Annotated in this window: 24 protein-coding genes; 14 read left to right on the plus strand and 10 right to left on the minus strand. The window is 48.4% G+C overall.

The features are described from left to right. Position 1 precedes the first annotated feature (1 nt). From AC4IE8_RS16640 to AC4IE8_RS16650, 3 genes are all read left to right on the plus strand, one after another. Positions 2-1,477 carry a cryptochrome/photolyase family protein gene (locus AC4IE8_RS16640; protein WP_068995487.1) on the plus strand — a complete coding sequence of 492 codons (1,476 nt, stop codon included), beginning with the start codon at positions 2-4 and terminating at the stop codon, positions 1,475-1,477. Then, the gene (locus AC4IE8_RS16645) at positions 1,477-2,439 is read left to right on the plus strand and encodes a YbgA family protein (protein ID WP_068995486.1); all 963 of its coding nucleotides are present in this window, start codon (positions 1,477-1,479) and stop codon (positions 2,437-2,439) included. The genes AC4IE8_RS16640 and AC4IE8_RS16645 overlap by 1 nt, the downstream gene beginning before the upstream one ends. 362 nt (positions 2,440-2,801) lie before the next feature. Then, the gene (locus AC4IE8_RS16650) at positions 2,802-3,125 is read left to right on the plus strand and encodes a hypothetical protein (protein WP_490791494.1); all 324 of its coding nucleotides are present in this window, start codon (positions 2,802-2,804) and stop codon (positions 3,123-3,125) included. Here the strand turns inward: AC4IE8_RS16650 and AC4IE8_RS16655 are convergent. From AC4IE8_RS16655 to AC4IE8_RS16665, 3 genes are all read right to left on the minus strand, one after another. Then, positions 3,069-3,575: a Crp/Fnr family transcriptional regulator gene (locus tag AC4IE8_RS16655; protein WP_069005131.1), complete on the minus strand. Its 507-nt coding sequence runs from the start codon at positions 3,573-3,575 to the stop codon at positions 3,069-3,071. The genes AC4IE8_RS16650 and AC4IE8_RS16655 overlap by 57 nt on opposite strands. Positions 3,576-3,666: 91 nt before the next feature. Next, on the minus strand, positions 3,667-4,104 hold the full coding sequence (locus tag AC4IE8_RS16660) for a nuclear transport factor 2 family protein (RefSeq protein ID WP_069005130.1): 438 nt from the start codon (positions 4,102-4,104) through the stop codon (positions 3,667-3,669). Then, complete coding sequence (locus AC4IE8_RS16665) at positions 4,101-4,877, minus strand: SDR family NAD(P)-dependent oxidoreductase (protein WP_490791495.1); 777 nt, start codon at positions 4,875-4,877, stop codon at positions 4,101-4,103. Before AC4IE8_RS16665 ends, AC4IE8_RS16660 begins: the two co-directional genes overlap by 4 nt. A 198-nt stretch (positions 4,878-5,075) precedes the next feature. Here AC4IE8_RS16665 and AC4IE8_RS16670 point away from each other — a divergent pair, with 198 nt between their 5' ends. The 8 genes from AC4IE8_RS16670 to AC4IE8_RS16705 all read left to right on the plus strand — a co-directional run bounded on the left by AC4IE8_RS16670 (position 5,076) and on the right by AC4IE8_RS16705 (position 12,579). Continuing rightward, a complete protein-coding gene (locus AC4IE8_RS16670) occupies positions 5,076-6,428 on the plus strand; it encodes an NAD(P)/FAD-dependent oxidoreductase (protein ID WP_490791496.1) in 1,353 nt (450 codons plus the stop codon). A 4-nt stretch (positions 6,429-6,432) separates the two neighbouring features. Then, entirely contained in the window at positions 6,433-7,203 is a 771-nt protein-coding gene (locus AC4IE8_RS16675; protein ID WP_069019891.1) for a DUF1365 domain-containing protein, read from the plus strand. Then, a complete protein-coding gene (locus AC4IE8_RS16680) occupies positions 7,200-8,414 on the plus strand; it encodes a class I SAM-dependent methyltransferase (RefSeq protein ID WP_490791497.1) in 1,215 nt (404 codons plus the stop codon). The genes AC4IE8_RS16675 and AC4IE8_RS16680 overlap by 4 nt, the downstream gene beginning before the upstream one ends. A gap of 4 nt (positions 8,415-8,418) precedes the next feature. Beyond that, positions 8,419-9,783 carry an MFS transporter gene (locus tag AC4IE8_RS16685; RefSeq protein ID WP_490791498.1) on the plus strand — a complete coding sequence of 455 codons (1,365 nt, stop codon included), beginning with the start codon at positions 8,419-8,421 and terminating at the stop codon, positions 9,781-9,783. Then, positions 9,770-10,237, plus strand: coding sequence for a DUF3833 domain-containing protein (locus AC4IE8_RS16690; RefSeq protein ID WP_490791499.1), 468 nt, complete (start codon positions 9,770-9,772; stop codon positions 10,235-10,237). Before AC4IE8_RS16685 ends, AC4IE8_RS16690 begins: the two co-directional genes overlap by 14 nt. A gap of 3 nt (positions 10,238-10,240) precedes the next feature. Beyond that, on the plus strand, positions 10,241-10,813 hold the full coding sequence (locus AC4IE8_RS16695; protein ID WP_490791500.1) for a chalcone isomerase family protein: 573 nt from the start codon (positions 10,241-10,243) through the stop codon (positions 10,811-10,813). A 372-nt stretch (positions 10,814-11,185) separates the two neighbouring features. Continuing rightward, entirely contained in the window at positions 11,186-11,635 is a 450-nt protein-coding gene (locus tag AC4IE8_RS16700) for a PAS domain-containing protein (protein WP_069014247.1), read from the plus strand. 206 nt (positions 11,636-11,841) lie between these two features. Beyond that, a complete protein-coding gene (locus AC4IE8_RS16705) occupies positions 11,842-12,579 on the plus strand; it encodes a competence/damage-inducible protein A (protein WP_490791501.1) in 738 nt (245 codons plus the stop codon). Between the two features lie 7 nt (positions 12,580-12,586). Here the strand turns inward: AC4IE8_RS16705 and AC4IE8_RS16710 are convergent, their stop codons facing one another. Beyond that, a complete protein-coding gene (locus tag AC4IE8_RS16710; RefSeq protein WP_490791502.1) occupies positions 12,587-13,051 on the minus strand; it encodes a peroxiredoxin in 465 nt (154 codons plus the stop codon). Positions 13,052-13,241: 190 nt separating this feature from the next. Between AC4IE8_RS16710 and AC4IE8_RS16715 the strand changes: the two genes are divergently transcribed. Next, complete coding sequence (locus tag AC4IE8_RS16715; protein WP_490791503.1) at positions 13,242-14,204, plus strand: NAD(P)H-binding protein; 963 nt, start codon at positions 13,242-13,244, stop codon at positions 14,202-14,204. An 18-nt stretch (positions 14,205-14,222) separates the two neighbouring features. Further along, positions 14,223-15,551, plus strand: a complete 1,329-nt coding sequence (locus AC4IE8_RS16720; protein WP_490791504.1) for an ABC1 kinase family protein — start codon at positions 14,223-14,225, stop codon at positions 15,549-15,551. 27 nt (positions 15,552-15,578) lie between these two features. Here the strand turns inward: AC4IE8_RS16720 and nhaA are convergent, their stop codons facing one another. From nhaA to phaE, 6 genes are all read right to left on the minus strand, one after another. Continuing rightward, positions 15,579-16,571, minus strand: coding sequence for a Na+/H+ antiporter NhaA (nhaA, locus tag AC4IE8_RS16725; protein ID WP_490791505.1), 993 nt, complete (start codon positions 16,569-16,571; stop codon positions 15,579-15,581). Then, complete coding sequence (locus tag AC4IE8_RS16730; protein WP_490791506.1) at positions 16,571-16,810, minus strand: Na+/H+ antiporter NhaA; 240 nt, start codon at positions 16,808-16,810, stop codon at positions 16,571-16,573. The genes nhaA and AC4IE8_RS16730 overlap by 1 nt, the downstream gene beginning before the upstream one ends. A 524-nt stretch (positions 16,811-17,334) precedes the next feature. Further along, positions 17,335-17,874: a glutathione peroxidase gene (locus tag AC4IE8_RS16735; RefSeq protein ID WP_068987179.1), complete on the minus strand. Its 540-nt coding sequence runs from the start codon at positions 17,872-17,874 to the stop codon at positions 17,335-17,337. Beyond that, positions 17,871-18,605 carry an electron transport complex subunit RsxG gene (rsxG, locus tag AC4IE8_RS16740; protein ID WP_068987180.1) on the minus strand — a complete coding sequence of 245 codons (735 nt, stop codon included), beginning with the start codon at positions 18,603-18,605 and terminating at the stop codon, positions 17,871-17,873. Before rsxG ends, AC4IE8_RS16735 begins: the two co-directional genes overlap by 4 nt. A 504-nt stretch (positions 18,606-19,109) precedes the next feature. Further along, positions 19,110-20,165, minus strand: coding sequence for a class III poly(R)-hydroxyalkanoic acid synthase subunit PhaC (locus AC4IE8_RS16745; protein ID WP_490791514.1), 1,056 nt, complete (start codon positions 20,163-20,165; stop codon positions 19,110-19,112). A gap of 61 nt (positions 20,166-20,226) precedes the next feature. Next, positions 20,227-21,327, minus strand: coding sequence for a class III poly(R)-hydroxyalkanoic acid synthase subunit PhaE (phaE, locus tag AC4IE8_RS16750; RefSeq protein WP_068987182.1), 1,101 nt, complete (start codon positions 21,325-21,327; stop codon positions 20,227-20,229). A gap of 287 nt (positions 21,328-21,614) precedes the next feature. Between phaE and AC4IE8_RS16755 the strand changes: the two genes are divergently transcribed. Continuing rightward, entirely contained in the window at positions 21,615-22,799 is a 1,185-nt protein-coding gene (locus AC4IE8_RS16755; RefSeq protein ID WP_068987183.1) for an acetyl-CoA C-acetyltransferase, read from the plus strand. The last annotated feature ends 218 nt before the right edge of the window (positions 22,800-23,017 follow it).

The following is a 23,017-nucleotide window of genomic DNA, read 5'->3' on the forward strand; positions in this document are numbered from 1 at the left end:
CATGACCCGGTCCATCCTCTGGTTCAGACGGGATCTGAGGTTGACCGACCACCCTGCTCTGCTGGCTGCTATCCGTGATGCGAAACATCTACTGCCGATCTATATCCATGCACCAGACGAGGATCAACCCTGGCGTCCTGGTGCAGCATCCAACTGGTGGCTGCATAACAGCCTGATAGCCCTGGATAGGGATCTACGCAAGCTGGGATCCGGATTGATCATCGCCAAAGGATCGAGCCGTCTGGTGATACGCAAGTTGGCAATGAAACATCGATGCCAACATCTGTTTTTCACCCATATACCCGAGCCTGCATCGATAGAACGGGATGCCCGGGTCTGCCGCGATCTAACCAAAGCCGGTGTCAGCTGTCATCAGTTTCACGCCTCACAGCTGTCGGACGGTAACTCGATCCGACGACTCGATGGAGGCAGTTACCGGGTCTTTACACCCTTCTGGCGGGCGCTGCAGAAACAGGGCATGTTAAACCGGTCTCCCCATCCAGCACCAAAATCCCTGCCTCCGCAACCTGATCAGGTAGACTCCCTGGACATAGACAGACTGAAACTCCTGCCAAGCACCCCCTGGCATCGAGGGTTTGACGATCACTGGCAGCCCGGTGAAGTGGGGGCATTGAAGAAGCTGCATGGATTTCTGCAAAAGAGGGTCAGTGGTTATCATACCGGCAGGGACAGGCCTGACCTATCTGAGACATCCCGTCTATCTGCCCATCTTCATTTCGGCGAGATCAGCCCGGTACAGATAGCCAACGGCATAACGGCACGATTTGGCGGTACACCGGTACATGCCAACAATGACGGAGCCAGTCAATATCTCCGCCAATTGGCTTGGCGTGAATTTGCCATCGATCTATTGAAAAACAACCCCAACACAGACCGATTACCCTTCGATTCCCGGTTTACTGACTACCCTTGGCGCTCAGACAAGCAAGCCAAAAACCTGCTTCAACAATGGCAGCGGGGACAAACCGGTATACCCATTGTGGATGCGGGTATGCGGGAACTGTGGCAAACCGGCTGGATGCACAACCGGGTGCGCATGATTGTCGCTTCCCTACTGAGTAAAAATATGGGCATACACTGGTTAGAAGGTGCACGTTGGTTTTGGGATACGCTGATTGATGCAGACCTGGCCAATAACAGCCTGGGATGGCAATGGAGTGCTGGCTGTGGTGCAGACGCAGCACCCTACTTCCGCATTTTCAACCCGGTAAGACAGGCAGAACGCTTCGATCCCAGTGGTGACTACATCAAACATTGGTTGCCGGAATTGTCAGCTTTGCCCACTAAGCGTCTGTATGCACCCTGGACGGCAAAAACGAGCGAGCTGTTCAAGGCGGGGATAAAGCTGGGCAATACCTATCCAATTCCCATAGTCGACTTGCAGAGTTCGAGAAAAGAGGCACTGAAACGCTGGGAGATTGTCAAGCGTCACTCCAACAAAGCTGGTACTAAGTGATGAACCAATCTGATACAACAAAACCGATCATCGGTCTCAGTGCCTGTCTGTTGGGACACCAGGTGCGCTATGACGGTGGCCACAAACGAGATCGATTTATTGCCGAGATACTTCAGGAACATGTCGAGTATCATCCACTCTGCCCGGAGACCGGCATTGGCCTGGGAGTACCCCGCCCGACGATCAGACTGATCGGTGATCCAGACAAACCCCGCCTGGTTGGAGTCGCGGATCCAAGTCAGGATTTTACCCGGCAGATGCAGAGATACACCCTGCAGCAAACCGAAAGGCTGGACCATTTGAGTGGCTATATTCTGAAAAAGAACTCCCCGAGCTGCGGCATGTCTCGGGTTAAGGTGTTTTCAGAACAGGGCACCCACGCAGAGCGTAAAGGCAGCGGGATCTTCGCCAAGCTTTTAATGGAAAAACTTCCCTACTTGCCGGTAGAAGAAGAGGGCCGACTCAACGATCCGGTACTGCGGGAGAACTTCATCAACCGCATCTTTGTCTACCATCGCTGGCAACTACTTCGACAGCAGGGCTTATCTGCCGCAAAACTGATCGATTTTCACACCAACCATAAATATCTGGTGATGGCACACTCTCAAGCCGCTTACCAGAGACTGGGACGACTGCTCTCAAATCTTGCCGATGAGGAGCTGGATCAGATCGCTGCCACCTACATTGAAGCCTTGATGCAGACCCTAAAACGTCGGGTCACCCGCAGCCGTCATGTCAATGTGCTGCAACATATTATGGGTTACTTAAAAAAACGCATCAACACGGATGACAAGAGTGAGCTTGTCTCCTGTATAGAGGCCTATCGACGCATGGAAACCCCATTGGTGGTGCCAATGACACTGCTGAAACACTATTTTCGATTACACCCGGACAACTACATGTCCAGACAGATCTATCTGCAACCCCACCCTGAGAAACTTGGTCTGCGTAATTTGATCTAGGATCCCAGTTTGTGATTTGCCATGAAGTGAGAGTGATAGGTCAGAATTGGAAGCCAATCACCACAGTTCTCGCTAGGGCCTGTTAACACAAATCAAATTAATCGATAGAAGGCGATCTATTCTGCTCATCACGGGATCACGAAAAGTGAACGAATCACTGCTTCTCATGGGCCATTTCACGATCAGAGCTGATAACCATTGAGGATCGAAAGCGTCGGGATACTTTACACAGCGTTAGTATTATCTAAGCACTTAAATCTCAGGTGATTGATTATAAGAGAATTATTTTAATGGCATTCTAATTGCACAATGATACTGGGGCATTCCAATCAAAAATCTTTCGCGTTGCCAAGCAGTTTCAGATGAACCGCTTTATAAAATTACTGCTATTGATTGTTTTTATCAGCTCTACTGCAATTCATGCGGAGTATTCTGGTTTATTGCCTGTAGATGGTTCATCTCAACTCTCCAGGGTGCTGCTTGAAGAGAGCCTCTCTCTGACTGCGTCTGACACAGTTTTGCTCACAAGCGAAGTGACAAATCCTTGTTCAAGCCCCTATCAGATGGAGAACGGTTGTATGACCTTTTTCCGTTACGAGAGTAATAACCAGTTGCTCCAGCCACTCTCTCTACTGTTGATGGCACTGGGCCTGATCGGCTTGGCCTTGGTCACCCGCATCAAGTGAAAAACGGTTTATGAACAGGCGGTGATCCGCCTCACTTAACCGTCGACAGACCTCGCGTCCAAGATTCATATAGATCATCAGATACTGCTCATGATCGAGACCGTAGAGTTCTGCCAGTTGCGCCGCCTTGATCTGGATCGCCTGACAACTCTCCAGTGCCTGAACTGCGGCACTGCGGGGCTTGCAATCCATCAGGGCCATTTCACCAAAGCAGTCACCTGTTTCCAGGGTTCTGAGCATATAGAGCCGCTCCTGCCAGGTTCGGTAAACCGCCACCCTTCCCTGCTCCAGGATATAGATTGAGTTATCCAGGTCTCCCTCCTGAAAAAAATATTGCTCTTTTTCTACCTCTATGATGGAAGCCTTGTTGATTAACAGATCCAAGGTGCTCTCACTGACACCACCAAAGATCGGCATACCCTGTAGCATGGAAACTCTTGATTGGTGCATTGGCCGCCCCACTGGTCTTCAGGATTATTGTTGGCACTGTTTTAATTCTAGTTGGAATTGATCAAACTATAAGTACCAATCCCCCTCCCGTTTAAACGGCCTGCAGGTAGCGCTTACGAATCCAACTCAGCAAGCCACCAAGCAGCGGGAGTTTTTCATAGATATATTCAGCTGAATCCCAATAGTCGATATGTTCAATTACCTCACCCAGAGGATTGAATCTAACCTGACTGATACCAACGATGATACGGCTCTTACTGCTACCCTTCATGGTGTAGTGAAACTTCCAGTGCATAAAACCCTGATATCCACTGCCGCAACGGTCACCGACTTCAAACTGACAGGAGTCGCAAACATTGAACATATGCCGGAATACCCGCTTTACTGATTCGATGCCCGTAACATCATTAAACGGATCCTTGAAATGAACCTGATGATTGAACACTTGATCAAACTGTTCAAGCTTGGCTTTGTCCAGCGTTTCAAAAAGATCGCTGTATCGAGACAACCATTGTCCAATCTCACTCATTTGAGCAATCTCCGCATCAGTGCAAAATAGACTCTGTAAGGCATCCAACTGAGTACTTTCATAATCCATGAAAATGTGGCAGGAAAGCGGATTTCAAAACGGTTTGACATAAGCTGATCTTTAATCTCATTGGCAGCCATTGCCGGGGTAATCAAAAACGGCATTTTGAAATCGTTCTTATGCGTAAGATCTGTAGCCACAAATCCAGGGTTGATCAAGCGGATACGAATTCCCAACTGTGACAGCTCCGGCTGTAAAGACTCAGCCAGATTGATCAATGCAGCCTTAGTGGCGCTGTAGGGCGCAGCACCAGGCAATCCACAATATCCGGATAGACTGGCTGTTATCAGAATCTGTCCCTGAGCACGTTCTTTCATACCAGGTAACAGCGCTGCCAGACAGTTGACCACACCGAGATAGTTGACATCGTTGAGCCTGTGGAACAGCAGTGGGTCGAAATCATTCAATCTCATTGGTGAGTAATCACCCGCATTCAGAAATGCATAATCTATTCTTCCGTACTCTCGCTCGATCTCGCCAATCGCACCGCTGACGGATTGAGCATCGGTTACATCCAGCGCTATCTGCCGTATCGGCTGTTTACCTCCGGATTCTAAGGTTTTGATCAACTTCTCCCGATTACGGCCGGAAATCACTACAGTCCAATCCATGTCACTCAAAGCGTGAGCGAGAGATCTACCGATACCGCTACCACCCCCGGTGATCCAGGCTACGGGAGCTGTACTCTGTTCATCGTTTAAGGGATGCACCATAAATCATACCTTTTGTATCAGTTTTGACAGCCACATCTTAAATTCCCACCTAAGTTCTATCGTATTGTTTTTTATTACTTTATCTACTTATCACATGAATAAACCTAAAATATACATTGTCATTGTACAATTATTATAGTTGTTTTTTGTACATCTTTGTACAAATATTACAGATAAATCGATCTGTGGGAATTTACTGTGAAACAAAACGATATAAAACGAATCGGGATTGTGGGAAGTGGTATAGCAGGCTTGAGTGCAGCCTGGCTGCTTAAAAACAGATATCAGGTGGATCTGTATGAACAGAACGATTATGTAGGCGGTCACACGCACACGATCGAGGTGTTGGAAGGGAGTGGCATGATTCCAATTGACACAGGTTTCATTGTCTACAACGAACCCAACTACCCCCTGCTTACAGCGTTGCTGGATTACCTCGATGTTGAAACCCAAAACACTGATATGTCGTTTGCCGTTTCAATCGATTCCGGCTCTCTGGAATATGCCGGTGACAACCTGAAGAAGCTGTTTGCCCAGAGACAAAATCTGTTTGATTTTCAGTTTTTATCAATGATCAAAGAGATAGTACGTTTCAATAACCAGTGTCAGAACCACCTTCACCAAGGTGACTACAGTATCAGTCTTGGGGATTTTCTCGACCTGAATGGTTACAACCATCAGTTTCGCTATAACTACCTGCTGCCAATGGCTGCCGCAATATGGTCATGCCCGACCAGTACGATGCTCTCATTTCCATTCAGCAGCTTCGCTCAGTTTTTCAAAAATCATGGTTTGGTCAAACTCAAGAATCGACCACAGTGGAAAACATTGGTAGGCGGTAGCTGGCAGTATGTAAAGGTAATGGCTGACTCATTGGGTAGCCGCATTAAAATCAATCAATCTGTGGCTTCGGTAAGACGTACATCCAGTGGTGTGGAAATCACTACGAAATCGGGTCACAAAGAAAGCTACGACGCTCTGATTATCGCCAGCCATGCCGACCAGGCCGTTGCACTGATCGAGAATCCTAATCCACTCGAAGCGGATTGTTTGGGTAAATTCAGATATCAGGACAACACAGTCTATCTGCATACCGATAGAGGACTGATGCCCAGATTACGTGATGTCTGGTCCTCCTGGAACTATATCGCTGATGATGAGCTTGAAACACAAGAGCGAGCTGTCTCTGTCAGTTACTGGATGAACCGATTGCAACGCCTGAAAGCTGAAAAAGACTATTTTGTCTCATTGAATCCGCTTCAGCCTCCCCAGGAAGAGCAACTGATCGAGAAGATGGTCTATCAACATCCTGTATTCGATCATGGCGCCATGTGGGCACAACAGCAGCTGAATGAGATTCAAGGAAAACAGAGAATTTGGTATTGCGGTAGTTACCTTGGCTACGGTTTTCATGAAGATGCCTTGAGATCCTCTGTTGAAGTCGCTGCCAGTCTGGGAGTTGAGGTGCCATGGTTGAAGCAGACTCAGGCAATCACTCTGCAACCCGACATGGATCAGCTCGCATCGTTGGCCAGAAGCGTGGGAGTCTGATCTGATGTGTGACCGACAGAGTAGAATCTACTTAACCCAAGTGATGCATCAACGGCTTTTTCCTGTGAACTACCGTTTTTCATACCCGGTATTCAGTCTGCTTATCGACCTCAACCGGATTGATGAGGAGTGCCGGAGTTTGTCACTGCTCTCACTCGACCGTTTCAATCTTCTCTCCTTTAATCGAAAGGATCATGGACCGAGGGATGGCAGTTGTTTAAAGAATTGGGCAACACAACTGCTGGTTTCCCAGAATATCGATATCGGAAATGGCTCCATTAAGCTGCTCTGTTTTCCACGCATATTGGGTTATGCATTCAATCCAATCTCCATATGGTACTGCTACCACAGTGACGGCAGCTTGAAAGCGCTGATTTGTGAAGTCAACAATACCTTTAAGGAGCACCATTTTTATCTGATTCATAATCAGGGAGACAAACTCAGCTGGCCGGTGAATGCCACCAAAAAGAAGCAGTTTCACGTATCCCCTCTGATCAGTATGAACGGTGAATACCATTTTTCTTTTCATAAACCGGGCAAACGTATTGGTGTGGTAATTCGTGAATATCAAAATGATCGCTTGATGCTTACCGCAAGCCAGGCTGGCTACTCATACCCCTTGATAGACAGTCGATTGCTATATGCATTGGTTAGAACCCCACTGATGACCTTTAAAGTCGTGCTTGCCATCCACTGGCAGGCATTGAAGATTTGGCTTCGTGGAGCAAAATTTTTTCCAAAGCCCAAACCGCCGAAGGAGCAAATATCCATATGAGCACACTTCAGACTCAAAGCATAGAGCGCTTAAATCTCTACAAAGGCATACTCGATGATTTTCTCAGTCGACTGGATTGCCTCGAACAGGGAACATTGGAAATTGAGACCAACGGGCATCTGTTTATCCTGAATGGCAAAGTGCCAGGCAATACCGCACGGATCAATATTCGGAGTTTTACCGCGTTTATCAAACGACTCTACACCAAAGGGGATCTTGGTTTTGCGGAATCCTATATGGCTGAAGAGTGGGATACGCCGGATCTGACCACGCTGTTGGTGCTACTGGGTGAAAACAGACATCGTTTCACCAGGCTGCGCAGAGCCTCACGACTCTCCAATCTGGCAAACCGGATCCATCACTGGTCAAACCGTAATACCCGCCAGGGAAGCAGCAGGAACATCGAGGCTCATTATGATCTGGGTAATGAGTTCTACCGGCTCTGGCTTGATACGGGGATGACCTACTCCTGTGGTCTGTTTCACAGTGAACAAGATACACTTGAGCAGGCACAACAGCATAAATACCAAAGGATACTGGATCTTATACAACCTAAAGTCGGCGCCTCTGTGCTGGAGATCGGTTGCGGCTGGGGTGGATTTGCCGAAATGGCAGCGGCAAACCAGATCAAAGTGGATGGTGTCAGTCTTTCACCAGCGCAACTTGAATGGGCCAATCGTCGTATCCAGCGTCAGGGTCTTGCTGAATCAGTTGAATTGAAACTGACAGACTATCGTGACCTCAGCGGTCAATATGACCATGTCGTATCAATCGAAATGTTCGAAGCGGTTGGCGAAGCTTACTGGGACGAGTACTTCGGCAAACTCAGTACGCTCCTGAAGACAAACGGAACTGCTGCTTTACAAGTCATTACCATTAGTGAAGAGGCTTACACCAGTTACCGAAAGAAACCTGACTTCATACAGCGATACATCTTTCCAGGCGGTATGTTACCAGCGGTCTCGCGATTAAAATCACTTGCGGAGAAACACCGGTTCGAATTGGTAGAAGATGACAGTTTTGGACTCGACTATGCGAAAACCCTGGAAAAATGGCAGCTCAACTTCAATCAGGCTAAAGATAAAGTGTTCGCTCAAGGTTTTGATCCACAATTCATCAGAATGTGGCAATACTACCTAAGTTACTGTGAAGCGGGTTTTTTAATAAAACGACTAAACCTGCACCAGATTTTACTACGCAAACTCCTCTAATGCGATGAAGTTCAGAGGCAAGCAAATATACCTGTATGGCCTACCTGGATTGCCGCTGGCATTTCTCGGATTGCCTCTGGTTGTATTTCTGCCACCGATTTACGCAGAAGAGTTCGGTCTTGGACTGACTGCGGTAGGTCTTCTGTTGATGATCTCCCGCTTTTGGGATCTTTTTTCGGATCCGATTGCAGGATATCTCGGTGACAGGATTCTGACCAGGCCGGGACGCAGGCGATTGATGATCTACAGTGGATCCCCAATACTACTGGTTTCATGCTACATGCTGTTCATTCCCAACGCTACACCTGGCGGACTCTATTTGCTGGTTTGGTCGGCTCTACTCTATACAGGATGGTCGTGGGTGGTCATACCTTATAATGCATGGGGCGCAGAACTCTCAACGGACTACCATCGAAGATCACAAATCACATCCGTGCGGGAAATATACGTTCTTGCAGGCACAATTACGGTTGTATCTTTACCCTTTCTACTCAATACCCTGAAGGATAGCGAGATACTCGCATTGATCGGTCTGGGTTTCATCACCTTATTCATAATCTCCATGCCAGGACTTATGTTGGTTCCAGACTTAACATCAACAATGAGAAGAACCGGATTCAAGGAAGGTTACAATCTACTAGCTAAAAACAAACCCTTAAAAAAACTGCTGATTGCCTACCTGTTGAACGGAATTGCCAATGCGATACCGGCATCTCTTTTCTTACTCTATGTCGAGTATGTCCTTCAGGTGGATGAAAGCCGATGGATATTGCTTGGTATCTACTTCGCCTCCGGGGTAATAGGGCTATTGATTTGGTTACCACTTGCCAGGCATGTGCAAAAACATATCGCCTGGTCTGTTGCCATGCTTTTCTCTTGTTCAGTTTTCATATGGGTACCCTGGCTGACACCCGGGGACTTCTACCTTTTTGCATTGATCTGCCTGTTAACCGGACTCAGTTTGGGCATTGATATGTCAATACCAGCCGCGATCCAGGCCGATGTGATCGATATCGACCGGGCTGGTGGAGGCGGTGAACGGGCAGGTCTTTTTTTCGGTCTATGGGGAATGGCAACCAAACTATCTTTGGCTTTGGCCATTGGCCTTGTCTATCCATTGGTTCAGTTAAGTGGTTTTGATCCGGCCCTACCCTCTACAATGGGCATCACAGTCCTCGCCTTGGCTTACGGTCTTCTACCGATACCATTCAAACTTACTGCCGCCTGGCTGGTTTGGCATTTTCCATTAGACAGTCGCCAACTCTCGATCATACAAAGGAGCGAAGCAGGCAATGAATCTGAAAAACGTCTGGCTGGCAAGCCTTATGTTACTAATAACCCTGGGTTGTTCAAACATGAAACCGGTTGATTACGCAGATACACTACCTGAATTCGATCTATTTGACTTTTTCGAGGGAGAACAGCAGGCCTGGGGAGTTTTTATCGATCGTTTCGGCAAGCTTCGCAAACGATTCCAGGTCAAGATTATCGGTACAATAGAAAATGACCAGTTAAAACTTGAGGAGTCATTTAACTATGATGACGGAACCACTGAACATCGAACCTGGATCATAACACGTATCGACAAACACCAGTATACCGGGAGTGCAAATGACATCATTGGCATGGCACATGGAGAGGCTTATGGCAGCGCACTCCAGTGGCAGTACCAGATGGACTTGACAATTGGTAGCAGTGATTGGCGCGTGCACTTCAATGACTGGATGTTCCTGCTCGACCGAAACACGATGATGAATAAAGCGGTAGTAACAAAATTAGGTTTCAAACTTGGTGAAGTCATTCTCTTTTTCAGAAAGGAGTAGATCATGAATCGACGCAACACTTTAACATCAATCTCAATATACACATTGCTGATCTCGGCATTCATCCTCACTGGTAGTGCCAATGCAAAACAAGGCATCCAGATCAAAGATATCTACTTTCCACAGAGTCATACTTTTGAGAACCACCAGTTCGAACTCTCAGGAGCCGGTATATTGACCTGGGGAATCCTGGTTGATCTCTACGCAGCCGCTCTCTATACCTCTCGACAGGAGAAACGAGAGGATCAGAGATTGGTGATTCACTACCTAATACCCATTAAAGCAACTAAGATCAAGCAGGTGGCAGAGTCATTCATCCGTAGACAACAAGGACCAGAGAAACTTGAGCGTATGCGTCCTGCCCTGGATCAACTGCACAATGCAATGCAGAATGTTAAACCGGGTGACCGATACGTTTTGACCCTGAAGGATAACAACCGTCTGGTATTGGAGTTTAATGATTCAGAAGTCATCACACTCAATGACCCACTGCTCGCTGAGGCCTATCTGAACATCTGGCTGGGTAAGGACCCCATTGATAAATCCTTAAAAATTAGCCTGTTAGGACAAACTTGATTCATTAACCCGGTATTCACCGATTATGTCGGGATCCCCGGTAAGAACAAAGGGATTCCGATATGAATGATCTCAGAAATTGAACTAGACCCACATTCTGTAAGACTAAATCAAACGATCCGGTTGCCCTCTATTGGCAACATCTGGTGCCGGCTCCAGTGGTTTGCCTGAAAATAGAGTTTGAATCAAACAACCCCATCAACCAGATACGACCAACAAACTCATATTGGTTCAGACAAATTATTCCCCTGCATGCTGATTAACCCCTTCAATCAACCCAATGGTTGTCGTAGAATCAGATGTAAAGGGCGCTGTATCATACTGATACAGGCTTGAAAACCAGAAAGCATAAGACTGTTGGGATCGAACAATATGAAGCATTTACCAATCAGTTTGCAACTGCTCAAGCAAGCTATAGATACTGCGAATGATGGCTTGGTGATCGCTGAACGCGAGGGTGATGATACCATTCTTCTCTATGTCAATGAGGCTTTTGAAAGACTCACCGGCTATGCAGAAGAGGAGATTCTCTACCAGGATTGCCGTTTCCTTCAGGGCGACGACCGGGACCAACGGGCTCGTCAGTCGATTCGCGAGGCCATAGAGAGCAATCAGCCTTCACGAACAAGGTTGCGAAATTACCACAAAGATGGTTCGCTTTTTTGGAATGAACTGAGCATCACTCCGATCATTAATGAAGAAGACGGCCTGACTTACTATATTGGTGTACAAAAGGATGTTACCCGGGAAGTTGAAATAGAGCTTCAGCTTGAGCAAGCCCAACTAGAGATTCAGAGACTGCGTAATCAACTCTCAGAATAGTAGTGGATCAAAATATGTGATCACGCTGCTGCATCAGTCCAAGCTATTGTATCGCGACAGTTTGGTGCACAATTATGCTTCCCTTGGGAATCGCTGACAGCTGGGTGATCAGCTCCTGGGACACTCTATTCTCATAGACAAAACCATCCAGTTGTCCCGACACTATTTACCAAATCAAATAACACTTCTCAACCGGCAGGTATCGCGTGAATTCATATTTTGGGCTGATAGTGATTGGCGATGAAATTTTGTATGGTGACCGAGCGGATCGTCACCATGCCCATTTTCGCTCATTGCTTAAAAAATATGGCAAATTACTCCACAGGTGCTGGTTCATTCCTGATCAGCGGGAAAGCCTGGTCAAACATTTGCAATTCTCTATATCTGAGCAGTTACCCGTATTCGTCTGCGGTGGCATCGGAGCCACCCCCGATGACCTAACTCGCAGCTGTGCTGCTGAGGCATTCGATACCCCACTTCAACGACACCCTGAAGCGAAACTGTTGATCGAATCCCAGTTTGGCGAGGCGGCCTACCCTACCCGCATCAAAATGGCCGATCTGCCTATGGGCTGTGATCTGATCCCTAATCCATACAATCAAATTCCTGGGTTTTCCATCAGTTATCACCATTTCCTCCCCGGATTCCCGGAGATGGCGTGGCCCATGGCAGAGTGGGTTTTGAGACAAAAATATCCACAACAGGAGAGCCGTTTTAAGCAAAGATCACTGTTGGTACTGAATACGCCGGAAAGTGCTTTAGTTCCGTTGATGGAGCGTATCAACCTTGAATATCAGGATCTCAAAATGTACAGCCTGCCCAAGTTTGGCACTCAGGGCCACATAGAACTCGGCTTGCGCGGAGATGGAGATATCGATGGTGCTTTTGAACAATTACAACAGCAGCTCACCAAGCAGAAAATAACCTTTCAAATATCACCCTAACAGATTATCAATCTGCCATTAATTGCTGAATCTTTTCATGGATAAACCGCCCATGACCTTTGGCTTGTACACTTCTGTAGATTGCTGCAATTTCACCCTGCGGATTGATGATGAAGCTGTCTCTTTTTGCGATTTTGATTGGTCCCAGTCTGACTAGTGATTCATACGCCAATGCAACCCTTCCCTGCTGATCCGATAAAATTGGAAATTTCAATTGATGTTTTTGCGCAAACCTCTGATGACTTCGACTACTGTCCGTGCTGATACCGAAAAGCTTTACCCCTAAAGCAAGTAACCGGTCATATTCGCAATTGAAATCACAGACTTCAGCTGTACACCCCGGGGTATTATCCTTGGGATAAAAAAACAGAACTACCCAGGTACCCAGACTATCACTCAATCGATACAAATTTTCCGATTGATCGTAAAGCTCAAACCCGGGTGCTGACTTGCCAATTTCCACCACACTCATTTTTCTGTTTTCGCTAAGAAGTTAATTGATTGGAGTGTACCATTTTTTTCAAAAGCCAGCTTAATTACAGAGCCGATAGTTACCACATTTTCACCATGTTCTCTTGAGCCGGTCTTTCTATAAAAACCGGGAAATTTCACACCGATCGACTGTCTTATGAATAGGCCGACATTCAACTCCGGAGAGGACAATGAAAATTGCTATTTTGGGTGGCACTGGATTTGTTGGGCAGTATTTGGTGACTGAGCTTTTAAAGCAGGCTGACAGCCCCAGTCTTCTCATCAGAAACGCCACAGACAACCGTCATGAAAACAGTGAAAATATCACCTGGTACGCCGGAAGCCTGGACGATACAAACAGTCTTAAGGCGATGCTTGAGGGTAAGGATGCTGTAATCTACAACATCGGAATTCTCAGGGCATACCCAGCTCAAGGCATCACTTTTGAAAACCTGCAATACAAGGGGGTTGTAACAACCGCCGCATTAGCCCAGGAGATGGGAGTCAAGCGCTTCATACTGATGAGCGCCAATGGCGTGGATCTTAAACTAACCCCCTACCAGTTGAGCAAAGCGGCGGCAGAAGATCACCTCAAACAGTCCGATCTTGACTGGACCATATTCAGACCATCGGTGATTTTCGGCAATCCCCTTGGCCGTACTGAGTTCGCCTCGATGTTGAAACGGGACATCATCGATCCACCATTTCCGGCGCCACTGTTTTTTGAAGGCATCAATCCTCAACATGCCGGAGAATTTCAACTCTCACCTGTGCATGTAGAGGATGTGGCTAAGGCTTTTATTCAGGCCCTGCATTTACCAGAAACAGTAGGCAAAACCTATACCCTGGGAGGGCCGGAGGATTTAAGCTGGCAGGAAATTCTAAAACGGATTGCTCAGGTTAATGGCAAAACAAAGGTCATGCTGCCGGTACCGGCGATTGCTCCAAGCATGGCGGCAATGTTGCTTGATCGATATAGCTGGTTCCCAATCAGCCGGGATCAGATACGCATGCTGACCAAAGGCAATACCTGTCGTGGCGATGAGATATTTAATCTTTGTGGTATCCAGCCCAAATCGTTCAGTCCGGACCATCTTCAATACCTGCTCAATAAACGTAGCACAGGAGAGGATAAAACAGCATCTGCTTACTAGGGGCTGTTAAAACGAGTCATGGCACAAGAATCAAACTACAAAGCCACCCAGAGTCATCTGCCTGAGAGACGAACCAGCCGCCTACTCAAGTTGGGTCAACTTGCGAGTCAGGTTGCTGGCGGCGCAGTGACGGAAGGATTTAAAAGGATTCTATCCGGTCGGGATAAGAGTGCACCAAGTCTTATTCTGACCCCGGAGAATGCCAATCGACTTGCAGAGCATCTCGCGGAACTGCGCGGTGCAGCCATGAAACTGGGACAGATGATCTCCATGGAATCCGGAGACCTGCTGCCTGCAGAGTTCAGTAAAATACTCGAACGTCTGCGCGAGGACGCTCACCATATGCCATTAGGGCAGGTAGCCATGGTGTTGGATAGCAATTGGGGAAAATTATGGGAGCGACAATTCAAACGCTTTCACTTCACCCCCATCGCAGCGGCCTCCATAGGTCAGGTCCATGAAGCAACTACCAAGCAAGGGGAACACCTTGCGATCAAGATTCAATACCCTGGCATTCGAAACAGCATTGACAGCGATGTTGACAATGTCGCTACATTGCTGAGACTGTTTAGATTGATTCCTAAGGAACTGGACCTAAGCACACTGCTAGCGGAAACCAAAATTCAACTGCATAAGGAGGCTGACTACTTAAACGAGGCCGCCAATACAATTGAGTATAAAAAACGGATTAAATCCATAAAAGGTTTTCGAATACCCTCCACCGACCTGGGCCGTTCCACTCACGAAGTATTGGTAATGGAGTACATACCTGGAAGACCTTTGGATCAGCTGGCTTCTGACCCTGAACTGGTACGTAGAAGCGTTGCTGAACGATTGGTGAGGCTGGCACTACACGAGACATTTAGTTGGGGTACAGTCCAAACCGATCCGAATTTCGCCAACTATCGCTATGACAGTCAGAGCGACCTGCTTGGACTGCTCGACTTCGGTGCAATCCAGTTTTATGAACAACATCGTACTCAGGCTTTCAATCACCTGTTGCAGGCAGCACTTGAAGGAGATACCAAACAGATGGAACTGGCTGCCGTGGATGTGGGCTACCTGGACGAACAGGCGCCAGATCGATACAAAACCGCGGTGATTGAATTACTGAAGTGTGTTACCGAGCCTATCAGAATCTCTGGTGAGTATGATTTCGCCAACTCGGATTTGATGAATCGGATGAGCGAACAGGCCATTGAACTGCGATTGAATCAAAAATACTGGCATCTGCCACCCCATGATGTGCTGCTACTGCATCGTAAGCTCGCAGGCCTCTACCTTGCCTGTGTAAGACTCAAAACCAAGCTCAATGTGAGAGCACTGGCAGTTGAACTGACGATCTAGGGCCTGTTAACACTAATCCAATAGGCCCTAGTGGGCCTTAATATTCTTATCAGTTGATGGGTTAAACCATTTGAGAAGCAAAAGCCCAACGACCGCGGACAACCCCGACCCCAACAGAATACCAAGCCTGTCCCCAATGATCAGGGCATCCTCCCCAGTCTGTTCAAATGCCAGGGAAGCGATAAACAGACTCATGGTAAAACCAATACCGCAGAGAACGGAAGTCGCGAACAAACCAAACCAGTTGGCTCTTGTAGGCAGTTTTGCAAAACCCAACAGAATTGCACCGCCGCAAAACAGCATAATACCGAGTGGCTTACCAATAAACAGACCTGCGGCAATGCCCAGGGGGACTGGATCCATCAGATCTCCGATACTCAGGCCGGACAGTGATACACCTGCATTGGCAAAGGCAAAAATCGGCAGGATCAGAAATGCGACCCATTGATGCAAGCCATGCTCCACTTCCCGCAAAGGGGATCGAGTCTCATCTTTCGGATCACTGATCGGAATCATCAATCCCAGAACCACACCGGCCAGGGTGGCATGTACGCCAGACTTCAACACGGCAATCCAAAGTATGATCCCGACAATCACGTAGGCAGACAGGCGTGTTACATGCATGACATTGAGGATTACAAGTGTGGCAATCATTGTGAACGCCAACACCAGACTGTAAAAAGAGAGATCCGCCGTGTAAAAGATTGCGATGATGATGATCGCACCCAGATCATCAAAAATAGCCAACGCCATTAAAAAGACGCGCAAAGAGACCGGCACCCGACTACCCGCCAGGCTGAGAATGCCTAGCGCAAAGGCGATATCGGTAGCAGCCGGGATAGCCCAACCATTCAGTGCCAGCGGATCATCAGCATTCAACGCATAGTAGATAGCAGCCGGTACCAACATACCACCGATCGCACCTAAACCAGGGAGGACGATCTGATCAGCTCTGGACAACTCCCCTTCAAGGAATTCCCGTTTGACCTCCAAGCCGATCAGCATAAAAAAAACAGCCATCAAGCCATCAAGCCATCATTGATCCACAACAGTAACGGCTTAGCCAGTTGCAGCCCACCAATGCGTATCTCTACAGGTGTACTGAGAAGTCCGTCATAGACCCAGCTCAGCGGAGAGTTCACCATCAGTAATGCAAGTAGTGCAGCGAATATCAGAATAATGCCACTGGCAGAATCCTGACGCATAAAATCCTGAATCCACTTGGAAAAATCATCCGCGTATATATATTTATTTTTCATCGTTTTGTATTTCAAATGTATCTCTTGTGGCCAAAGCCTTGGATTCACCGCGATTCCAGTGAAATCCAAGCAGCATCAAATAGCAAAAACCCCATCACAGCTGATCTCAATACTATTCTCAGACATGAATGCCCAGACGGTCTCCACGGAGATTGTCAGGAATACCCAATTTCATTCAATACCCGAAAGCCTTTTTTTAACCTGAGATTCTCTAATGTATTGAATCGGTTGACTTCGCGAATAAGTAATTACTCTGCCCATTATGGACAAAATCTAGGCTGGTGACATCCATTAAACCGGTATACAACTAGACGATGAAATAGTAGGAGAATTTGATGGGATTGGTAATGAGCCAATTAAAGTTTCAGCCACCGGTCTCAATACCCTTGCAAGCCACTACGATTTCATCAAACAGGGCACTCATCTGGTTAAAAGCAAATTCCGGATCAATGCTTTTTTCGAACCACGGGCATGCAATATCCAGTGGCCGAATCCGTGTTAGGAAGCATTTGCCGATCAAACCCTCAAAGGAGATCTTTTATTGCGTTGACCAGTTCCTGGCTTTGCGGCTTTATTCGACTTGGGAAACTACCCACCAACTCGCCTTCACGGTTAAGCAGGTATTTATGAAAATTCCAGGCAGGATACTCACCAGCCTTTCGAGCAAGCACCTCATATAAGGGATCAGCATTGCCCTTACGTACCCTGGTCTTTTCAAACATGGGAAATTCGATACTGTAGGTGTTACGGCAGAAGGATTGAATCTGTTTTTCACTACCAGGTTCCTGTGCACCGAAATCGTTGCTTGGAAAACCCAACACAACCAGCCCCTGCTCCTGATACTCCCTGTAGAGCTTTTCCAATCCCTCATATTGGGGCGTATATCCGCATTTACTTGCACTGTTAACGATCAGAACCACCTGACCAAGATAGGCCTCACAAAGATTTATCCGCTTTTCACCAGCGAGCTGCCGTTTGTTGAAATTCAGTGTCTCCGGGCAGTTGCTTTGTGCTGAAACCTGTGCAGCAAGTACCATCAGACCGATAAAAAGTATCCTGATCATATCAGCAAACCCTGCCTGGTATGGGCAAAACCCTGCTGCAGAGTGATCCAGTCAGGGTACTTTAGTAGAGGCTTGTTGGTCTTGAGCAGCGCGGAAGGCTCTACCCTTTCGAACAACTCGGGACGCAACTGTTGCAGGTAGCTCAGCGCTTGTTTGAGTGACATCACCACACTGCGGGAAGTCACTGTGGCGCCAGTTATCTGATCAAACAAACCACCATCCCGCTTGACACCCCACTGATCCTCAGCGGGTGAATTCAATGAACGCCCTTCAAACTGCTCCAGCCAATCTGAACGTCGTGATTCGATTTTGTCTCCTAAACCAGGCGTCTCGCGATGGCTTACAACTTCCACACCCGACAGGGTTCCGTTGGCAAGTATCCCCAACATCAGGGTGATACTACCGTTATAGCCCTTCTGAGCGTCGATACTGAGGAGAGTTGCAACGGGTTGTCCGTCTCTTTTAGCCGTATAGATGGTGATCGGCTCTCCACCATTGAGCCAATCCACCGCGGCCAGCTGGGTGGGATGATCGAGAGGTCGATTATCGTAAGCCTCTCCCCGCAGCACCCGATCGAAAGCCCGATAGGTCTCCTGAAGCCGGTTATCGATAATCTGCTGGGCGGTCTTTTCATGCACCAGAGTCACCATTGAGACCCCGAAAGCCGCGAAAAGACCCAACACCAGTCCAGCTGCGATCAGTTTGTACCAATTCTGAAATGCACGCTTCATAACAGTTCACCATTTCACCCTGTAACCACTTTACTCAGCCTGACTTGGATGCCTGTCAACACTCGTCGATATGTTCATCCAGGGACCCATGGAAAATTTCATGCAGTTGACGCTCTGGTTACACTGAAGTCAGTATTTCAAGGCTAATAACTTCGATAGCATCCATCTGACGGTCATAAAAAAACAGAGTTCCTAGAACCAGTCAGATAGACACGGAGTCTACGAGCCCTCTTATTTGTACAACTTTTAAATCTTTATCTTGTACTTTATGTACAATTAATAGATTAGCTCTCCAGGGGTGAAAATCCAACTGAGAATGCCATGTAAAAATCAGGGGACATCATATTCAGAGAATCAGATCCACACAGCGCAACCTTACCAGCCACACTTCTGTGAATATCCAGGTAATTTATCTGACTTGTAAATGAGGCAAAAAAAAGGGTGCCTAACGGCACCCCGAAAGAAACCGGTAGAGACTACCGGCGGAGGATCATTTGAATGAAACTATTTTGTGCGCTCATCCAGCCACTTACCGATTGAAGGCGGAACCTCTTTCTGTGCCTTTCCGCTGACATAGATACCAATATGGCCGCCTGGGAAAGAGAGCTCGGTGTAGTCCTTACTGCTGGTCAGGCCACGAAGCGCTCTGGAAGCATCCGGTGGCACCAGATGATCTTGTTCCGCATAGATGTTCAGTACTGGACAGGTGATATTCTTCAGGTCGACCTGACGATCACCGATCTTCACGCCGCCTTCGAGAAAACCATTCTGCTGGTAGAAATCCTTTGTGAACTGACGGAAAGTCTCGCCGGCCTGATCCGGGCTGTCGAAGATCCATTTTTCCATCCGCAGGAAATTCTTCAGTTTGTCTTCATCTTCCAGGACGTCGACCATACTCAGGTATTTCTGACCTGTGAGACTGAAGGGTTTCAGCGAGAGAAATGTCCAGTTGAGCAGCTCGCCAGGCACATTGCCCAGGGTGTCGATGAGCAGATCGACATCCATATGCTGTACCCAGGCAGAGAGCATGTTGTCGGGGGTTTTGAAATCGACCGGGGTCACCATGGTGACCAGGTTTTTCACTTTATCGGGGTGCATTGATGCATAGCAAAGGCTGAATGCACCACCCTGGCAGATACCCAGGATGTTGATTTTATCCAGCTTGTGACGCTTGCGAATCACATCGACACAGCGATCCAGATAACCATTGATATAGTCATCCATGGTCAAGGCGCGATCCGCCTCATCCGGATATCCCCAATCCACCAGATAGACATCCTGACCAGCGGCCAGAAGATTCCTGACGGTTGAGCGATTCTCCTGCAGGTCGGTCATATAGGGACGGTTGACCAACGCATAGACGATCAGCGTGGGGACTGAGCTCTGCACCACATCCGCCGGGGACTCATAACGATAGAGGCGCAGTTTGTCTTCACTGTAGACCTCCACTTTCGGCGTTACACCTGCGTCAATCTTGTCTGCATTCAGCAGGTTTTCAACACCTTTGCCCAGCTTGCGGCTGTAGTCGAGCATCTCTTCGGCCAATTGATCGGGCCGCATGTTAAATGGTTGCACGTCTGTTCTCCTCAATTCCTATCACTTGATGTGTACAGGGATAACCTTAGGATGCATCAGCCTTTGGCTGTGCTTTCTTGGTTGCGGCCTTCTTTTTTGCGCTGGCTTTCTTCTTCACCGTCGCTTTCGGCTTGGCAGCGGTTTCTGCCGCAACCGCCTTCGGCTGGCTAGTGGCCAATGAGCGCATCTCGATCATCTGCTCTTTCAGCAGTTCAATCTCGGCTTTCATCGCTTTAGACTCACGACGGGACTCCTGCAGACGGTCCTGCAAGGTGCGCAGCTCGCGACGGGTAGGCATATTCAGACCACCCAGCGCTTCGTCAACTACATGGCCCAGACGCTGCTTCAAATTCATCAGGCTGTTGACCAGCGATCCATGGATCTTGGCGTATTCAGGGGTCATCACCTGCTCGCCGTAAACCTCTTCACTGCTGCTGACCCAGAGATCGTAGAGCCCGCGGGCACTGTCAATCTGCTTGCCGCTTTCAGCGACATCCTGGATCTTGTCTTTCATGCGATTCGCAGCGAGCAGACCCAGGTTGGAGAAGAACTTCATGTACTCACCCAGGTTGCGCTGGTAATTGACCGTTGCATGGGTCAGTTTTTTATACTGCCCCTCTTCCTCACGCATGTAGCCCAGTCCAGGAGCACTCAGGAATCGCTCCAACCCATCCTGGTGCGGCATATTGCGCAACAGGTCACCAGGCATCAGAGAGAGTGAGGAGACCATGCGTTGCCAGTTGTCCATGGGCATCTCCCAGAACGCCATCATCTTGTGCACGGCGTCGTCACCGGCTGATTCTGTACCGTTGTAAACACCCTCCAGACTGTTGGAAAACATGCTCTGCATGTCACTCACAGTGCGGTTGGCCGCATCCAGCCAGTTATTACTGTCCTGGGCATTACCGAAATACCCCTCAGCCAGACGAAAGTAGCTCTTGCTCTGCTCCATCATCTTGCCCATGAAATCACGTGACATATCACTGGCTGACGGAGAAACGGCCTGCCACCAATGGTCCATGGCACTCTCCAGTGGGGATTTGGGAGGCTCCATGCCCATCGCCTTACGGCTCATATTGTTCCAGTTCTCCCAATAACTCTGCTGGATTTTCATCCAGTCTTCGTTCCAAAAAGCTGATTCACTCATGGTATGGTCTCTTGTTTATGTCTCAATAGTTCTTTAGGTGTTTCGTCAGGGTTGAACTGCATTAATCCAGGCATGGTTGTCGTACTAAAGACAAAAGACTATAAAACCCAGCAGAGAACACTCATGTCCAATAAGCTAGCAATAAAATTTGTGCGCTGCAACATTTTTTGTTAAAACATACACCAAGGTTGGCCAATTCATAGTGCAGTTCGAGTGTTTCAGCCACCAACATCGATCTTTCAAACAGACAGATCTCAATAAACAATATAATGTGAGGATTAACCAACGTGAGCGAAAACATAGTCATCGTAGGGGCGGCCCGCAGTGCCATCGGCACCTTTGGCGGCAGTCTGGCGAAAATTCCTGGACATGAGCTTGGCGCGACTGTCATCAAGGGCCTGTTGGAGCGTGCTGGCGTCCAACCCGACCAGGTTGATGAAGTGATTCTCGGTCAAGTACTAACCGCCGGTACCGGCCAGAATCCAGCTCGTCAGGCCAGTCTCGCTGCCGGCCTGCCAGTCGAAACTCCGGCTCTGACCATCAACAAGGTCTGCGGCAGTGGACTGAAAGCCGTACACCTGGCGATGCAGGCTGTTGCCTGTGGCGATGCGGAAATCGTCGTCGCCGGCGGGCAGGAGAACATGAGCCTGGCGCCCCATGTCCTGCCCAACTCCCGTAATGGCAGTAAAATGGGCGATTGGAAAATGATCGATACCATGATCAAGGATGGCTTGTGGGATGCCTTCAATAACTATCACATGGGAACCACTGCTGAAAATATTGCGCAGAAATTTGGTTTTACCCGTGAGGCTCAGGATCAGTTTGCCGCCGCTTCCCAACAGAAAGCCGAGGCTGCGCTGAACGATCAGATGTTCAGTGACGAAATCGTGCCGATCGAAATTCCCCAGCGCAGAGGTGACCCTGTGGTTTTCGATCGGGATGAATTCCCCCGTGCCGGCACAACCGCAGAATCCCTCGGCAAGCTGCGCCCCGCTTTTTCAAAAGAGGGCTCGGTAACTGCCGGTAATGCATCGGGCCTGAATGACGGTGCCGCTGTTGTTCTGGTGATGTCTGAAAGCCGTGCCAAGGAGCTTGGTCTCACGCCTATGGCCAAAATCGTTGCCTTCTCATCGGCCGGCGTGGATCCGGCAATCATGGGTACAGGCCCAATCCCGGCATCGACCAAGTGTCTGGAAAAGGCCGGCTGGAAAGCCGACGATCTGGACCGCATCGAAGCCAACGAGGCATTCGCCGCTCAGGCGATGTGCGTCAACAAGGAGATGGGCTGGGATACGGACAAGGTCAATGTACACGGCGGTGCGATCGCCCTCGGTCATCCGATCGGTGCTTCCGGTTGTCGGGTGTTGGTAACCCTGCTGCATGAGATGCAGCGAAGCAACAGTCAGAAAGGCTTGGCAACCCTCTGTATCGGTGGTGGACAGGGTGTCGCCATGGCCGTGGAAAAAGCCTAAAAGCCTAGAACCAGCCCACCCCAACCAGGGCAGTGGGTTGATACCACCCCCAGAGGCGCTTCTCTGCCCTCTGGGGGTGCTCATTGCCGGCCGGCATGAGCATTTTCTCTGCGATCATTCACTCTCAACACTACGCCTGTCGATCCTGCCGGTTTCACCGGAAAAAACCACAAATCCACGCTGCACCAATAAGAACAGCCAAAAGGTGGAGATGAAAT

Source organism: Candidatus Thiodiazotropha sp. AKAK2 (genome assembly GCF_058244685.1).

Excerpts from the sequence above, each read along its gene's own strand:
- AC4IE8_RS16640 (WP_068995487.1), top strand. The coding sequence starts at position 2 with ATGACCCGGTCCATCCTCTGGTTCAGACGGGATCTGAGGTTGACCGAC.
- AC4IE8_RS16645 (WP_068995486.1), top strand. The coding sequence starts at position 1,477 with ATGAACCAATCTGATACAACAAAACCGATCATCGGTCTCAGTGCCTGT.
- AC4IE8_RS16650 (WP_490791494.1), top strand. The coding sequence starts at position 2,802 with ATGAACCGCTTTATAAAATTACTGCTATTGATTGTTTTTATCAGCTCT.
- AC4IE8_RS16655 (WP_069005131.1), bottom strand. The coding sequence starts at position 3,575 with ATGCACCAATCAAGAGTTTCCATGCTACAGGGTATGCCGATCTTTGGT.
- AC4IE8_RS16660 (WP_069005130.1), bottom strand. The coding sequence starts at position 4,104 with ATGAGTGAGATTGGACAATGGTTGTCTCGATACAGCGATCTTTTTGAA.
- AC4IE8_RS16665 (WP_490791495.1), bottom strand. The coding sequence starts at position 4,877 with ATGGTGCATCCCTTAAACGATGAACAGAGTACAGCTCCCGTAGCCTGG.
- AC4IE8_RS16675 (WP_069019891.1), top strand. The coding sequence starts at position 6,433 with ATGTGTGACCGACAGAGTAGAATCTACTTAACCCAAGTGATGCATCAA.
- AC4IE8_RS16680 (WP_490791497.1), top strand. The coding sequence starts at position 7,200 with ATGAGCACACTTCAGACTCAAAGCATAGAGCGCTTAAATCTCTACAAA.
- AC4IE8_RS16685 (WP_490791498.1), top strand. The coding sequence starts at position 8,419 with ATGAAGTTCAGAGGCAAGCAAATATACCTGTATGGCCTACCTGGATTG.
- AC4IE8_RS16690 (WP_490791499.1), top strand. The coding sequence starts at position 9,770 with ATGAAACCGGTTGATTACGCAGATACACTACCTGAATTCGATCTATTT.
- AC4IE8_RS16695 (WP_490791500.1), top strand. The coding sequence starts at position 10,241 with ATGAATCGACGCAACACTTTAACATCAATCTCAATATACACATTGCTG.
- AC4IE8_RS16700 (WP_069014247.1), top strand. The coding sequence starts at position 11,186 with ATGAAGCATTTACCAATCAGTTTGCAACTGCTCAAGCAAGCTATAGAT.
- AC4IE8_RS16710 (WP_490791502.1), bottom strand. The coding sequence starts at position 13,051 with ATGAGTGTGGTGGAAATTGGCAAGTCAGCACCCGGGTTTGAGCTTTAC.
- AC4IE8_RS16715 (WP_490791503.1), top strand. The coding sequence starts at position 13,242 with ATGAAAATTGCTATTTTGGGTGGCACTGGATTTGTTGGGCAGTATTTG.
- AC4IE8_RS16720 (WP_490791504.1), top strand. The coding sequence starts at position 14,223 with ATGGCACAAGAATCAAACTACAAAGCCACCCAGAGTCATCTGCCTGAG.
- nhaA (WP_490791505.1), bottom strand. The coding sequence starts at position 16,571 with ATGGCTGTTTTTTTTATGCTGATCGGCTTGGAGGTCAAACGGGAATTC.
- AC4IE8_RS16730 (WP_490791506.1), bottom strand. The coding sequence starts at position 16,810 with ATGAAAAATAAATATATATACGCGGATGATTTTTCCAAGTGGATTCAG.
- AC4IE8_RS16735 (WP_068987179.1), bottom strand. The coding sequence starts at position 17,874 with ATGATCAGGATACTTTTTATCGGTCTGATGGTACTTGCTGCACAGGTT.
- rsxG (WP_068987180.1), bottom strand. The coding sequence starts at position 18,605 with ATGAAGCGTGCATTTCAGAATTGGTACAAACTGATCGCAGCTGGACTG.
- AC4IE8_RS16745 (WP_490791514.1), bottom strand. The coding sequence starts at position 20,165 with ATGCGGCCCGATCAATTGGCCGAAGAGATGCTCGACTACAGCCGCAAG.
- phaE (WP_068987182.1), bottom strand. The coding sequence starts at position 21,327 with ATGAGTGAATCAGCTTTTTGGAACGAAGACTGGATGAAAATCCAGCAG.